This is a genomic window from Streptomyces sp. NPDC057136, from assembly GCF_042670885.1.
Taxonomy (GTDB): domain Bacteria; phylum Actinomycetota; class Actinomycetes; order Streptomycetales; family Streptomycetaceae; genus Streptomyces.
In genome coordinates this window covers 59,691-74,672 of sequence record NZ_JBHUUV010000015.1, presented here as the reverse complement: position 1 = coordinate 74,672, position 14,982 = coordinate 59,691, and the positions used below count along the sequence as shown (strand labels likewise).

Here is a 14,982-nt window from a genome sequence, read left to right as displayed (position 1 = left end):
CCTTCCGCGATTGCCGTGAGCCCACCGCGGGATCCGTCCGACCGGTGCGGGCTTCTCTCACCAGGCTGCATCCCGGGCACTCAGGCTGCATCCCGGGTACGAGCGGCTCCAGGGCCGGTGAGCCCAGGAACGCGGGCTGAATGGCCCACCTCCTCGTCCGGGCGCTTCGGAATAGGGCCGTCCGGCCCCGGTCGTTGGACCCGCGTGACGGGCACCATGAAGAGGGGCCGGTCCGGCGGACGATCCCGGCGGAGACGGAGTGTGTGATGTCGGAAAGCATCGAGGGCTCCACGGAGAAGACGCCGGTCAGGGTCCTTCTCCTCGACGATCACGAAATGGTGCGGCGCGGTGTGCACGACCTGCCGGACGCGGAGCGGGACCTGACCGTCGGACGCCGAGCAGCCGCGTATGGAGGGCCGAGCACTTCTCGTACTCATGACCACGACCCTCCACACCGACCCCGGCCCGTCCGGTCTCCCGCTCGCCTGACCGGCGTGCGCGCCAGGCGCCCCGTACCCGGCCTCAGCCCTGCAGCGACTTGTTCGCCGCAGCCAGCGCCTTGCCGTGCCGGTCCCGCGCGCCGGTCAGCTCGTTCCTGTGCTCGGCGAGCTGCTTGTTCTGGATGGCGGAGTCCTCCTTGAACCAGATCGCCACGAGGCCGGTCTCCTCCTTGCAGTCGATCTCCGCGACGGCGACGGTGATCTCCTCCTTCGACGCCCCGCCCTCGGCGTGCGGAACGATGTTGGCGGCCTCGTACGGAGTGGCGACGTCGTAGCCCTTGGTCTTCATGCACTGCGACCAGGCAGAGGTCGCCTGTTTCACCGCGGGAGTTTCCATCGACTGCGTGAGGCTCTGGCCGTTCAGCTCGGAGACGAGCTGGAAGTCGATGGTGGACTGGCCGATCCGGTCGTCGCTCCAGCCCACACAGCCGCCCCTGTGGATGGCCTTGCCCTTGTAGGTGTCAGGGGCGGGTTTCGCGACAGGCACGTCGCCACCGCCGGTCTTGTTCGGCTTGCCGTGCCCGGTCAGCACCCCGACCTGTTCTTCGGTCAGGTCGGGCATCCTCTGCCGGATCTGATGGGTCAGGGCATCGGACAGCCCGTAGCCGTACTGGGCAGCGGCGTCGCGGTCGGTGAGGCCGTACCGGCGCTCCATGTTGGCGTCGTTGTCGTTCGGCGGGGGCGTGCCACCGGCCACCGGAAGCTGTATGTCAAAGCCGTAGTCGGCCATGCACTTTTCCTGGAGCCTGCGGGTTGCCGTGTCGAGGGTGACGGTGTCCTCGTAGGACTGCATGTAGTCCTCCAGGGGGAGCGAGAGCCCCTTGGCCAGGCCGCGCTCGGGAGTGGCTTTGGGCCAGTTGGCCTTGTCCACGATCGGCTTGTTCTCCGCGACCGGCTCGGCCGCGCCGCTCTGGGCGTCGCCACTGCTTGCTCCGCAGGCGGTGATCAGGCTGACTGCCGCGGCCGTGACAGCGGCGGCGGCGGATCGCTTGGTCCAGTTCATCGGTAGCTCCTTGGGATTCGGTCAGGCGAAGTGCTGGGAGGCGTTGTTGTTCTTCAGCGCCGAGATGAGGTTGGTCAGGACGCAGTCGCCGTAGGGCTCCCGATGGGCGAAGTACTGGGAGGTGCCGCCGTAGCCGGAGTTGTAGTACACGCGGTAGTTGTCGACGCCGCAGTTCTGCACGGAGGCGGCGTTGTTCTTCATGTACTCCCACGCACCGTTGCCGTTGCCGTTGAAGACGTAGCGGTACGTCGTCAGGGTCGAGCCCTGGTACTGGCTGGTCCCGTAGTAGTCGGAGACGTTCCCGTAGAACATGGACCAACTGGTGACGTAGTAGCCATCCTGGATGGCGTACTCCTTGGAGTTGTACAGCAGCCACAGGTCGCCCGAGGAGCAGGTGATCCACGGAACACTGCAGTTGCTCGTGGTCGTGTAGGTGGCGGCGTGAGCCGGCGTGGCGCTGATCAGCAGCGCGACACTGGCGGCGATCGCGGTAGCGGCCGCGCTGATCCTGGTGCGCACCGAGGTGTTCTTCATGCTGCGCATACCCTTCCTCCATCTTGTGATCATGACTGGACCGGGATCTTTCCTACCGCTGAGGGAGGCCGCGGGCGGCCCTTCGAAAGCCGTCCGAGCCGGCTGACTTGGCGGTAGTTGCCCGTGCTGGGCGGCAAGTGCCGCTCGAGTTACGGGAGTGCGGTGAACCATGCATGCCTGGGCCGTCTTGTCGTCTTGTGATGACGTGAAGGAGGCGGATGCCATGGCCGAGATGCAGACGTACAGACCGATGGGGTGTGTGCCGTTGCCCTGATGGGCCGGGAGTCAGCCGGTTCCCTCCGCGGGTGCCGATGGCTGCGGCGTGGGGTGATCGCTGGTGCAGGTGCTGCGTCCGTGGGTTTCGGACTCTTCCGGCTGTTCCGGGTCGGTTGGTTCAGGCGTGGTGGGCATGGCCGCGCTTTCGGTCGAAGCGAGTTCGCCTGGGTTATACACCATCCGAATCGGCGCATGCCAGGGTGTGGAAGAAGTGGGTGAATTGGGGCACCCATTGTCTTCGGGTTGGCCTTCGGGTTTCACGTCGAGGGAGTCAAATATCCGAATTGTGAATTCCCTTGACTGGGGTTCGAACAATCCGTTAGGAAGCGTCCGACGTTGTTCGACACGTCTCCGGCGAGGTCACCATTGCCATGTGCAGGAGGTGGTCCGGTCGGCATGTCCGGAGTCGAGCCCGGTCGGGTCGGTATTCAGCGCGCCCGGCAGGGGCTCCTCGGCGGCCACCTCGACTCGTATGAGAGGAACTGGTGCAAGTGACAGGCGACGATGGATGGGCCGCTGCCGAACGGCAATTTCCTGTGGGATTGCAAGTGACGGGGACCGTCGACCGCGTTACAGGCTGGGGCGGTCGGACATTCGGACCATTCGGGCTCCTCGGAGCGAATGGCGAGGGCGAGGGCGAGGGAAAGGGCAAGGGCAAGGGCCTCGTCAAGGGGGGTTTTCCTTCATCGAGGAGGAGTGCTACTGGCTGGACGACACCTCGCAGGACACGTCGACCTGGCCTGTGATGGCGCGAGGAAATCTGCTGGAGCCTTTCCAGCGTTTCGACATGACCGCATCGGAATTCATTTACCGCGTGCTCAAGGAAGCCGACTTCTCCGGATTCGGTGTCGCGGCGGCGATCGAGACGCCCTTCTATCGGGCCTACTGAGCCGCCGGGCCGGGAAAACATGGCGGCCGGCGTGAGTGCCGGGTCACTATGGACGGGTGTCAATGACCCGGACGCTGTGATTCCGTCTCCCCGGTACGCGCGATGCGCCGTACCATGGCCCATCCGCCGAGCGGAAGGTGCGAGCCGATGAAGGACGCGGACCCGGGGCTCTTCGGCCCCGAATCGGTCACCTGGCAGATGCACGGCGACCCGATGATGTGGGTCGCCGGAGTGCGCGCCCTCTACCTCCAGGCACTCCATCCGCGCGCCGTGCGCGGAGTCATCCAGAATTCGGACTTCCGCAAGGACGCCTGGGGCCGGCTCATGCGCACGGCAAGCTTCGTCGGCACCATCACCTACGGCACCACCGAGGCCGCCGAGAAGGCAGGCGCCCGGGTCCGCAGGATTCACCGCATGCTCAAGGCGACGGACCCGGCGACCGGCGAGGTCTACGGCGTCGACGAACCCGGACTGCTCCTGTGGGTGCACTGCGCCGAGGTCGACTCCTACGTCCAGGTCCAGCGCCGGTCCGGCTTCCCGCTCACCGACGCCCAGGCCGACCGCTACGTCGCCGAACAGTGCGAGGGCGCACGCCTCGTCGGGCTCGACCCCGCCGACGTCCCTGCCACCACCGCGCAGCTCGCCGCCTACTTCGAACGGGCAAGGCCCGAACTCGCCGCCGGAGCCGAGGCTTCCGAGGTCGACGACTTCCTGCGCAGTCCGCCGGTCCATGCCCTGCTGGTCCCGGCGCGCGCACTGCTGTGGCGGCGCGTGGCGGCACTCGCCTACCAGTCACTGCCCCCGTACGCCCACGAGTTGTACGGCAGACCGGCGCCCTCCCCGCACACCGTCGACCGCCGCCTGCGGGCCACCGGAACCCTGCTGCGCTGCGTTCCCGCCCGGCTGCGCTGGCAACTGCCGCCCCAGCACATTCTGAAAGCCATGGCCCGGCTCGGTCCGGACAGCCGCCCCGCCCCGTACAAACTCCGCAGACAGGCCGCCATACTGGACGGGCCGGGGAGGGCACAGGGGTAGGCGAAGCGACGGGGGCGACAGCACACGATGGCGGAGACCAGGCTGATCCAGAGCCGGTACCGGCTGCTCGATGTCATCGGGCGCGGGGGCATGGGCGAGGTGTGGCGGGCCCGCGACGAATCGCTCGGCCGCCAGGTGGCCGTCAAATGCCTCAAACCCCTTGGCCCCCAGCACGACCAGTCCTTCACCCGGATTCTGCGGGAACGCTTCCGCCGCGAGGCCCGGGTGGCCGCCGCGCTCCAGCACCGCGGCGTCACCGTCGTCCATGACTTCGGTGAGCACGAAGGCGTCCTGTACCTCGTGATGGAGCTCCTCGACGGGCGTAACCTCAGCCAGCTCCTGGAGGACAACAAACAGCACCCGCTGCCTGTGCCGGACGTCGTCGACATCGCGGAGCAGGTCGCCGACGCCCTCGGCTACACCCATCAGCAGGGCATCGTGCACCGGGACCTCAAGCCCGCCAACATCATGCGTCTCGCCGACGGCACGGTGAAGATCTGCGACTTCGGCATAGCGCGGCTCGGCCACGACATCGGCTTCACCTCACGCCTCACCGGCACCGGCATCGCCATGGGCACCCCGCACTACATGTCGCCCGAGCAGATCAGCGGCGGCGACGTCGACCACCGCAGCGACCTGTACTCGCTGGGCTGTGTGCTGTACGAGATCGCCACCGGCGTACCTCCGTTCGACCTGGACGATGCCTGGGCCGTCCTCGTCGGACACCGGGACACCCAGCCCGAGTCGCTGCGCACCCATCGCGCGGAGCTCCCCGGCTTCTTCGACCGGGTGGTCCTCGACCTGCTGGCCAAGGCTCCGGGGGAACGCCCCACCGACGCGGGCGACCTGCGCCGCCGCATCATCCATGGACGGACCGGCGAACAGCCCCAGGCACCCGGTCACGTCCGCCTCGCACCGCCCGCCCTCGTCGAGCACCCCTCCACCCGCCCGCCGAGGCTCCCCTCCTGGACCCGCGACATGACGACGGGTCACAAGGCGACCGGCACGGTGGGGGCCGGCTTCCCGCTGCCCGACCACTCGGCGGGCCTGACCGGCGAGTGGACGACCGGCACCGACCTGCGCCCCCTCCCCGGCGGCTTCCCCGCCGTACGCGGCGAACGGCCAACCCCCTCGCCGGAACTGCTCTCCACCCTCGCCAACCGCCACAGCGCCGGCCTCAATCTGGGCCGCCTCGGCCACTGGGAGGAGGCCGGTGAGGTGCACCGCGCGGTCGCTGCCGAACGCGGACACGCGCTGGGCCCCGACCACCCCGACACGCTCTCCAGCCGTTACGAGGTCGGATTCACCCTCAGCCGCACCGGTCGCGCCGCCGACTCCCTGCGCGAGTTCGGCCGGGTCGCCGACGGCCGCGAACGCACCCTCGGCCCCGACCACCCGGAGACCCTGGCCGCCCGGCAGGAGACGGCGTACGTCCTGGGCCAGCTCGGCCGGCACTTCGAGGCCCACCAGGTGTACGCCGCCGTGCTCGCGTCCCGCGAACGCACCATGGGGCGCGACCACCCGGACACCCTGCGCTGCCGCCACAACCTCGCGTTCAACCTGAGCAGGCTCGGGCGCCTGGAGGACTCGTACGGCATGGCACGCGAGGTGGCGACCGCCCGTACCCGGCTGCTCGGCGCGACCCACCCCGACACGCTCGTCACCCTGTACGAAGTGGCGTACACCTTGGGCCGGCTGGGGCGCTGGGAGGAGGCCCTGCACACGTACAGCGAGGTCGCGCAGGCCCGCGCGCTGTCGCTGGGCCCCGACCATCCGGACACGCTCACGGCCCGTTACGAGGTCGGCATCAGCCTCGGCCGGCTGGGGCGCAGCGCGGAGGCGCTGGAGCTGTACCGCGAGCTCGTCGACGACCGCACCAGGGTCAGCGGCCCGGCCGACGCCGAAACCCTGCGCGCCCGCCACGGGCTCGGCGTCAATCTGGGAAGGATGGCCCGCTGGGAGGAGGCCCTCGTCGAATCACGCGACGTGTGCGCGATCCGTGAGCGGACCCTCGGCCCCGAGCACCCCGACACGCTCGTCAGCCGGCGCGAGGTCGCTGTCGGCCTCGGCTGGCTCGGCCGCTGGGCCGACGCCCTCACCGTCTACCGCCAGGTCGCAGAGGCCCGGACACGGATGCTCGGCGCCGACCACCCTGACGCGCTGGCCAGCCGCAACGACGAGGCGCACTGCCTGGAGCAGCTGGGCCGGGGCACCGAGGCCGTCGAGCTGTACCGGCAGGTCGCCGCCCTGCGCCGGCAGCGGGGAGCGCCGCCCCACTAGGGCCTCTCGTTTGGATCATGCCGGGCTCGCGGGGTGATCCGGCCTGATCCAAACGAAAGGCCCTAACGGCCCCCACCACCTCTGGTCAGGGCCGATCGTCCCGTGTTACGAAGGTGCATGCCCGAACAAGACGCGCCCGCGCAGCACCGCTACGACGCCGTGATCGTGGGCGGCGGCCACAACGGTCTGGTCGCCGCCGCCTATCTCGCCCGCGCCGGACAGTCCGTCCTCGTACTGGAACGCCTCGGGACCACCGGGGGAGCGGCCGTCTCGACGCGCCCCTTCGCAGGGGTCGACGCCCGCCTGTCCCGGTACTCGTACCTGGTCTCGCTGCTGCCCCGGAAGATCGTCCAGGATCTGGGCCTCGAATTCGCCGTACGCAAACGGACCGTCTCCTCGTACACGCCGGCCGTGCGGGACGGCCGGCCCACCGGGCTGCTCGTCGGCGGTGACGGCACCCGGGACTCCTTCGCCGCGCTCACCGGCGGGGACCGGGAGTACGAGGCGTGGCAGCGCTTCTACGCCATGACGGGCCGGCTCGCCGAGCGGGTGTTCCCGACGCTCACCGAACCGCTGCCATCCCGGGACGCGCTGCGGGCCCGTATCGACGATCCGGACGCCTGGCGGATGCTGTTCGAGGACCCCATCGGCGTCGCGGTGGAGGAGAACTTCACCGATGACCTCGTACGCGGAGTGGTGCTGACGGACGCGCTGATCGGCACGTTCGCCGACGCGCACGACCCGTCCCTGGTGCAGAACCGGTGCTTCCTCTACCACGTGATCGGTGGCGGCACGGGCGACTGGGACGTGCCGGTGGGCGGCATGGGCGCGCTGACCGAAGCCCTCGCCCGCGCCGCCCGGGAGGCGGGCGCCGAGATCCGGCCGCTGCACGAGGTGACCCGCATCGAGACCGACGGGACGCAGGCCGAGGTCACCGTCCGCTCGTCCGGCACGCAGCAGGTGATCGGGGCCCAGCGGGTCCTCGTCAACGCCTCACCGCAGGCACTCGCCGCGCTCCTCGGCGAGGAGCCGCCCGCCCCGGCCGAGGGTGCGCAGCTGAAGGTCAACATGCTGCTCACCCGGCTGCCGCGCCTGCGCGACCGCACCGTCGACCCGAGGCGCGCGTTCGCCGGAACGTTCCACATCGCCGAGGGGTACGGGCAGCTCGCGGACGCCTACCGGGACGCCGAGCAGGGGCGGCTGCCCGCCGCGCCGCCCTCCGAGATCTACTGCCACTCGCTGACCGACCCGTCGATCCTCGCCCCGGACCTGGCGGCCCGCGGCTACCAGACCCTCACGCTCTTCGGCCTGCACACCCCCGCCCGGCTCTTCACCGCCGACAACGACGCGGCACGGGCCGAGCTCCTCAAGGCCACCCTCGCCGAACTCGACGCCCACCTGGACGAGCCGATCGCCGACTGCCTTGCCCTCGACGAGAACGGGGCGCCCTGCATCGAGGCGAAGACCCCGCTCGACCTCGAACGGGACCTGCGGCTGCCCGGCGGTCACATCTTCCACCGGGACCTGGCCTTCCCCTACGCGACGGAATCAACCGGCCGCTGGGGAGTGGAGACCGCGCACGCCAATGTGCTGCTCTGCGGGGCGGGCGCGGTGCGCGGCGGCGGGGTCAGTGGGGTCCCCGGCCACAACGCCGCGATGGCGGCGCTGGGCCGGTGACCGCCGCCCACCGGACAGGAACCAGGTCACGGTCGGCGGCTCTGCCTGTGCAGGAGGACGGGCTCAAGGATTCTCACAGCTTCGCTACGGACACCGGCGTCGTCATCGGCCGTCAGTTCCCGCAGTTGCCGGACGAGTCGGCGCTCCCCTTCCTCGGTCATCCAGTGCGGGTCACAATCCACTGCCGCGCTGAGTTGGTCCAAGGTCCACATCTCTGCCGCACAGGAGAGGGCTGCCAGCACGGTACGCAGTCCTGGGGCATCCCCTCGCGCCAACAATGCTTCAGCGGTCTCCTGCGTCACCGCCGAGTCGTGAGCGTCCAGCAGCAGCCGGTGGAGGACTTCCGCCACCACCGCGAGTTCCACCGAAGCTGCAAGCCGCCGGCCGGCAGCGGCTCTCACGGACCACGAAGGCGAGTCCGCATCCTCCACTGCCGCAGCCATCTCTTGATCGGGACCGGTCGGTGTCATCTCCCCATCATGACAGGGCAACACCCCGCTGAGCTTGTGCTTTCTCCTGCTTGAGGCGGTGACCGGACGACCCGGTGGACCCTTCCGGTCACAGCCCTAGCGGCCGAACACGCCGCGCAGCGCCGCCATCTTGCGCGGCAGGTCGTACTCCGCGCCGCCCTCGTGCCCGTTGTACGCGAACACCTCGATCTCGGCGGGCCCCGCATAGCGGTGGTAGGCGGCGAACACGGTCGAGGACGGGCAGATCTTGTCCATCAGCCCCACCGAGAACCACGCCGGGGCGGTCGCCCGCGCCGCGAAGTTGACGCCGTCGAAATACGACAGGGTCTCCATCGCCTCCTCGACCCGGAAGCGGTGCCCCGAGAGCCAGCGGGCGACTTCCCAGTACGGTCCCGCGTCCGTGATCTGCGAGCCGCGCCGGAAGTGGCAGAGGAACGGCACGTCGGCAACGGCCGCCGCCACGTCGTCCCGGAGCCCGGCGACGGCGAGCACCAGCCCGCCGCCCTGGCTACCGCCGAGGACCGCGACCCGTGAGGCGTCGACGGCCTCATGGGCCTTCGCCGCGTCCACGGCCCGTACCGCGTCGGTGATGAGCCGACGGTAGTAGTGCTGGTACGGGTCCTCGATTCCCCGGGTGAGGAAGCCGGGGGAGGACGAACCGTGTCCTTCGGGATGGATGTCGGGGGTGTCCGCGGTGTTCTTTCCGCCGCCGCCCTGGCCCCGGTTGTCCATGACCAGGTGGGCGTACCCCAGCGCGCTCCACGTCAGCCACGAGTACGGGATGCCACGGCCACCGTTGTAGCCGATGTACTGCACGACGGCGGGCAGCGGGCCCGAGCGCGTGCGCGGCAGCATCAGCCAGGCCTTCACCGGCTGGCCGCCCCAGCCTCGGAACGTCACGTCGAAGACTTCGACGGTCGCGAATCCCGCGTCGTACGGGACGAACTCGGCGTCCAGGTCGTGCCGGGCCGTCTCGGTGAGGGTCTTCTCCCAGAAGGCGTCGAAGTCGGCCGGTTCCTCGGGCTCCGGCCGGTAGTCGCGCAGCCGGTCCAGGGGCATGTCGAACAGCAAGTGTCTAGCTCCTCTTCAGGGTGAGGTTGAGTGTCGCACCGTGCCGGCCGGCGGTGTCGGCGTTGATGCGGATGCCGTCCGCGACGCGCACCGTGCTCACACCGGGGTCCGCGGAAACAAGGGTGAGACCGCGGACGGCCAGCTCGACGGAGACGGAGGTCCGCAGCTGCGTCGGATCGGACAGGGACACCGTCACCGTCTTCCCGTCCCGGCGCACCAGGACCGAGGCCGGGCCGTCGGCCTTCAGCTCCTGCGCCGAAGCAGCGGCCCAGAAGTTGGCGGCGAGGAGGCCGTCCGCGGAGCGGCGTACCGCGTGCACGGCGGTGGACCGCGCCACCAGCCGCACCGGCGGGGCCACCGACCACCGCCGGGTGCGTTCGGCGGACGCGGCCGGTGCCTGGAGCCAGAAGTAGCCCGCGTCGGCCGGCGCCGAACCGTGGTCCTGCCACAGCGTCAGATACGGGCGGGTGACCGCGGTGTCCGTGCCGTACTTGAGGTTGATCTCCCGCCAGGTCGCCGTGCGGTCCTCGCGGACCCCCTTGAGCGTGGCGGGTTCGGGGAAGACGTAGCCGCCGGTCCCGGCGACATGCAGCCAGCGGACCTGGTCGAGCTGCGCCGACCAGCCCGCACCGGTGGGCGCCGCCGCCCCGTTGACGAGGAGCTCCGCCGCGGGGTCGCGCAGCTTGCGGTTCTCGACGACCGTCTCGGCCGTGCCCGCCTCCGCGGTGATGCCGGAGCCCACGCACGCGATCACGTCGTCCAGGCAGAACCAGCTCTTCAGGGCCCGCAGCGAACTTCCGTACGCCCGCAGCTCCATGCCGTACACGCCGAGTGTCGTCCCGGGCAGTGCCGTGCCGCCCGCCCAGTCCGCCGTGCTGGTGGTGCGCTGTCCGGCCGCGTCCGCGGGCCGGCCCGAGATGACGGTGGTGCCGGGCAGCCGCGTCGGGTCGACGGTCGGCCAGTAGTCCTCGCTGTAGTGCCCGAGGTCGTCCGTGTGGAGCAGCACCATGCCGTCGGAGAGATGCCAGCCGTGCAGATTCTCGTTCTGGATCGACTCGTAGTTGTAGATCCGGGTGGAGTACGCGGAGATACCGAGGGCGAACGAGGGCCGGTGGTGCGCCGCCTTGTCCATCCGGGGGTGCTGCTTGTGCGCGACCAGCGGGCCGCGCGCGGGGACGGCGGAACCCGTGATCTGCCGGGCGGCGACCAGCGAGGCGAGGTCGGTGACTGCGAGGAAGTCCCGGTAGGTGTCCTCGGCGATCCACTGCTTGACCAGGGCGGTGAAGCGCTCGGCGGTCTCCCCGGGGAAGCCCGGGATCAGCCGCAGCACCGCCTCGATGACCGTCTGCGCCGACGCGTGGCCCTGCTTGCTGGGGCGGGCGATCTCGCGTCCGCACACCGATGCCAGCACATCGCCCCGGGCGAGCAGCGGGTCGAAGCCCTCGTCCACCCAGACGCGTACGTTGTCGAGATCGGGGTCGGTGACCGTCCACGCCGTACCGGCCAGCAGATTCAACAGCCGGGAGAGGTTGTTCAGCAGCTCCTTGCCGTATCCGCCGGTGTACGGGTGCTTGTAGTGCTGGAGGAACGAGCCGTCGGAGTAGAAACCCTCGCCCGTGCCCTGCGCGGCCGCGCTCGCGTCGTTGAAGGCCAGAACGCTGTTGGCACCCGAACCCTCGACGTCCGAAAGAGCGTCGCGGACCCGGGCCAGGGCGTCCCCGTCGTCGCGCAGTACCGCGTTGACGGCGACGACGGTGGAGATCCACACCCGGTTGGCGCCCGTCGCGATCTGCCGGTCGGCGCGCCACAGATTGGGGTCGGGCGTGTAGTGGAACACGGCCGTTGTGATCCGGGTCAGCCGTTCCGCGCCGAGCGTGTCGTACAGGAGCACCGTGGCGTCGTTGAGCGCGAGCGCCGAGCCGATCTCCCAGTCCCAGTCGTTGTCGAAGCGGGTGTGCCCGGGGCCGTAACGGTTCGTCAGCATCCAGTCGATGCCGCCGAGCAGGAGATCGCGCAGGGCCGTGTCGCCGTACTGGGGAGTGCCGGGGACGGCCCACGCGGTCGCGATCGTGGCGAGCCGCTTGAACGACGTCGTGACGTGATTGGAGAGCGTGGTGCTGGTCAGGTCGGGGAACAGTCCGTCGGTGGCGGCCGGGTCGAGGCCCTTCGCGGCGGTGGTCGCGGCCCTGCCGATCCGGGCGACGGCCGCGGCGATCCGGGCGTCGGTCATATCGAGCCCGGGACCGCCGGTGAGCAGGGTGTGCCAGCGGCCACGCAGCGCGGCGGCGTCCCCGGCGGCGGCGTGCGCGGTGCCCGCGGCGAGGGAGACGGGCAGGGCGACAGCCGCGCCGAGCGCGGCCGCCGTGGCCAGGACGGTACGCCGGGTGGTGCCTGGATTCATGATGGTGGCCCTCACAGGAGGTGTCGGCGGTCGACGGCCGCGGCGAGCGCGGTATGACCGGAAGGGTTGGGGTGCAGGCCGTCACCGCTGTCGAACGCGGGCAGCATGCGCGAGGGCCGGTCGGGATCACGCAGCGCGTTGTCGAAGTCCGCGAAGGCGTCGAAGACCCGGCCGGTGCGCACCGTACGGTTGATCTGCTGCCGGACCGTGTCGAGCTCCGGCGTCCAGCGGACCCACCCCTCGAACGGGGCGATGGTGGAGCCGACGATCCGCAGCCCGGCGTTGTGGGCACGCAGCACCAGTTGCCGGTAGCCGGCCAGGAAGAGCGCCGGGTCGGTCTGGCTGGGCGGCTGCTGGAGGTCGTTGACGCCGAGGTGGACGAGGACGGTCCGCAGTCCCGGCAGCGAGAGGACGTCCCGGTCGAAGCGGGCCTGTCCGCCCGGCCCGAACCGGGCGTCGTTCAGCAGCAGCCGGTTGCCGCTGATCCCGAGGTTGGCGACGGCCGAACCGGGAAACCGCCGGGCCAACTGGTCGGGCCAGCGCAGATCGGAGTCGTCCGGCGTGCCGACGCCCTCGGCGATGGAGTCGCCGAGCACGGCGAGGACCGGCCCTTCGGCGCCCGTCGTCTCGACGCCCGTCAGGAGGAACACGGACGTCGTGCGCACCCCGTCGACCGTGTGCGAGGCATGCGTGTTGCGGTGGAAGGACAGCGGCCCGGTGGGGCCCGGCAGCCGCGTCTCCACCGACAGCCGCGCTCCTTCGGAGACACGCAGCCCCTCGACGGTGTCGCTGGTCAGTGAGGCGCCCGCGGCCAGCCAGGCCTGCGGCCGGCCGTCGAAGGTCACAGGGCGCCCGCCCGCCGTCACCGGACCGACAAGAATCGGCACGGCGCCGAACGCGTTCCCGTACCGCAGCCGCACCTGCCCGCCCGCGGACAACCGGAGCACCGCCGTGTGGACGCCGTCGGTCAGACCCGCGCTCGCCACCAGGTCGCTCGCCGTCGGCGCGGTCTGCGCCGTCGCCCAGGATGTGGTCCAGCGCGAGCCGGCCGCGCCGGTGCGCTCCGCCGCCCGGGCGCCGGGAGCGGCCACTGCCACCGCCGCCACGCCGGCCATCCCTGCCGCCGCCGTCAGAATCCCGCGTCTCGCGGGGCTCCGGCCGCTCACTGCGGGCACACGCCGGTCGGGTTGTACTCGCTCGCGTACGTCCCCACCGCGTTGCCTCCGGTGTTGCCGCTCATCGTGTTGGTGCACACCGGGCCCTGCGGGGTGCGCATGAACTTGATGCCACCGCCCGCGTTTCCGGTGATGGTGTTGCCGTACACGCTGGTGTCGATGCCGTCGGTGGCGGTGTCGCCGCCGAGCCGGATGCCCGCTCCGACGTTGTCGTGCACGGTGTTGTAGCGGAAGATGTTGCCGCTGCCGCGCGCGTCGAGCCCGCCCGAGCTGGCGTCCTTCTGGCCGCCGCAGTCGTTGTACTCGACGTAGTTGTTGGTCGAGTTCTCCTTGACGTCGACACACTCGTTGCCCTGGGTGTCGATCGTGTTGTGGTGGATGCGGTTGTCCCGGCTGATGTCGGCCGCCGCGTCCGGGGCCCCGTTCGCGCCCTGCTGTTCGGGAGCCGTACCGAGGTAGATACCCTCACCGTTCTTGCCGCCCCCGCCGAACTTGAAGTCGGCGACCCCGCAGTTGGTGACGGTGTTGTCGTTCACCTCCGCCCCCGTGACGAGGTAGCGGAGCCGAAGGCATTCGTCGGCGGCGTTCTTGAGCGTCATGCCGGTAATGTGCAGCGCCCCCACCCCGTTACTCGGAGTCGTGCTCATGACATAAATGAGCTTGAGGCGGTAGCCGGCCACATCGGTGGACGAGCCGTGCAGCCCGTCCACCGTGAAGCCGCTCAGCGTCGTCGAGTCGTGCTGGACCTGGATGATCCGCGCGTTGCCCGCGCCCTTGACGACCGCGTTCGACGGGCCGGTGAGCGTGACCCCGGCGCGCTTGGTCACCACGTCCTGCCGGTACGTACCCGACGCGAGGTTCACCACCGCACCCGTCGGGGCCACGTCCATGGCCTTCTGGATCGTGGCGAACGGGGCGCCCGCCGACGTACCCGCGTTGGCGTCGCTGCCGGCCGGCGCGACGTAGTACGCGGTCGCCGCCTCGGCCGCGACCGAGGAGACGGGGAAGACGAGCGGCGCGACGCCCGCGGCCAGCGCGGCGGTGAGAACGGTAAACGAGTGATGCCTCATGGGGTGTGCCTCCTGGGATCTGCGAAGGACAGAGCGAGCAGTACGGGGATGCTGGGGCCGAGAAGCAGAGGCCCCAGCGGTACGACGAGCGAGAGCAGCACGGCGGAGATCACCGCGCCGAGCAGAGCGGTGCCACGGGCCGCGGACCCGAAGCCCAGCGCCAGTGCGCCGAGGGACCAGGAGCGGACCGAACCGTCCGGCGTCCGGCCGGCCTCGGCGGCGAGCGCCACATGATGGATGACGAGCGCGGCCGCGATGCCGAGCTGAGCGGCGAGCACCACGAACGTCCAGGGCTCGGAACGCCCCAGCAGATGAACGATGTTGGCCGCGAGGACGGCCGCCGCGACGGTGGACAGCAGACCGTGCCGCCACAGCCCCCGCCAGTACCGCGGGAACGCGGCGAACGCGTTGGTGAAGCAGCGGCTGTCCCCCTCCGCACGCCACCGCTGGAGGGCGTGGCCCATGGCGGCGAGCGCGGGCAGCCACGTCACCACGCCCAGCGACAGCACGGTGAACGCGGCCCCGGCGGCTGCCGGGTAGGCCACGAACTCCAGCCGCCGCAGCAGCGTGGGCCAGCCCGACGAGAGGGTTGCCTGCATGG

At 70.5% G+C, this 14,982-nt stretch carries 11 protein-coding genes; 3 read left to right on the top strand and 8 right to left on the bottom strand.

Going from position 1 to position 14,982, the window contains the following annotated elements; translation table 11 throughout:
• Positions 1-522 precede the first annotated feature (522 nt).
• Both ACFT7S_RS19590 and ACFT7S_RS19585 read right to left on the bottom strand, forming a co-directional pair.
• Complete coding sequence (locus tag ACFT7S_RS19590; RefSeq protein ID WP_382733394.1) at positions 523-1,503, bottom strand: hypothetical protein; 981 nt, start codon at positions 1,501-1,503, stop codon at positions 523-525.
• A gap of 21 nt (positions 1,504-1,524) precedes the next feature.
• Positions 1,525-2,046, bottom strand: coding sequence for a hypothetical protein (locus ACFT7S_RS19585; RefSeq protein ID WP_382733391.1), 522 nt, complete (start codon positions 2,044-2,046; stop codon positions 1,525-1,527).
• Between the two features lie 1,303 nt (positions 2,047-3,349).
• On the opposite strand from ACFT7S_RS19585, the gene ACFT7S_RS19580 reads away from it, so the two are divergent.
• The 3 genes from ACFT7S_RS19580 (at position 3,350) to ACFT7S_RS19570 (ending at position 8,194) form a co-directional block, all read left to right on the top strand.
• A complete protein-coding gene (locus ACFT7S_RS19580; protein WP_382733388.1) occupies positions 3,350-4,237 on the top strand; it encodes an oxygenase MpaB family protein in 888 nt (295 codons plus the stop codon).
• 27 nt (positions 4,238-4,264) lie between these two features.
• A complete protein-coding gene (locus ACFT7S_RS19575; protein ID WP_382733387.1) occupies positions 4,265-6,517 on the top strand; it encodes a tetratricopeptide repeat protein in 2,253 nt (750 codons plus the stop codon).
• Positions 6,518-6,634: 117 nt separating this feature from the next.
• Complete coding sequence (locus ACFT7S_RS19570) at positions 6,635-8,194, top strand: phytoene desaturase family protein (RefSeq protein WP_382733384.1); 1,560 nt, start codon at positions 6,635-6,637, stop codon at positions 8,192-8,194.
• 26 nt (positions 8,195-8,220) lie between these two features.
• Here ACFT7S_RS19570 and ACFT7S_RS19565 read toward each other — a convergent pair whose 3' ends face one another.
• The 6 genes from ACFT7S_RS19565 to ACFT7S_RS19540 form a co-directional block, all read right to left on the bottom strand.
• Entirely contained in the window at positions 8,221-8,664 is a 444-nt protein-coding gene (locus ACFT7S_RS19565) for a hypothetical protein (protein ID WP_382733381.1), read from the bottom strand.
• A gap of 96 nt (positions 8,665-8,760) precedes the next feature.
• The gene (locus ACFT7S_RS19560; RefSeq protein WP_382733380.1) at positions 8,761-9,735 is read right to left on the bottom strand and encodes an acetylxylan esterase; all 975 of its coding nucleotides are present in this window, start codon (positions 9,733-9,735) and stop codon (positions 8,761-8,763) included.
• Between the two features lie 4 nt (positions 9,736-9,739).
• Positions 9,740-12,136 carry a polysaccharide lyase 8 family protein gene (locus tag ACFT7S_RS19555; protein ID WP_382733378.1) on the bottom strand — a complete coding sequence of 799 codons (2,397 nt, stop codon included), beginning with the start codon at positions 12,134-12,136 and terminating at the stop codon, positions 9,740-9,742.
• Between the two features lie 11 nt (positions 12,137-12,147).
• Positions 12,148-13,251: an SGNH/GDSL hydrolase family protein gene (locus ACFT7S_RS19550; protein ID WP_382733376.1), complete on the bottom strand. Its 1,104-nt coding sequence runs from the start codon at positions 13,249-13,251 to the stop codon at positions 12,148-12,150.
• A 47-nt stretch (positions 13,252-13,298) separates the two neighbouring features.
• Positions 13,299-14,381, bottom strand: coding sequence for a DUF1565 domain-containing protein (locus ACFT7S_RS19545; RefSeq protein ID WP_382733374.1), 1,083 nt, complete (start codon positions 14,379-14,381; stop codon positions 13,299-13,301).
• Entirely contained in the window at positions 14,378-14,980 is a 603-nt protein-coding gene (locus tag ACFT7S_RS19540; RefSeq protein ID WP_382733372.1) for a DUF624 domain-containing protein, read from the bottom strand. The genes ACFT7S_RS19545 and ACFT7S_RS19540 overlap by 4 nt, the downstream gene beginning before the upstream one ends.
• Positions 14,981-14,982: the final 2 nt, after the last annotated feature.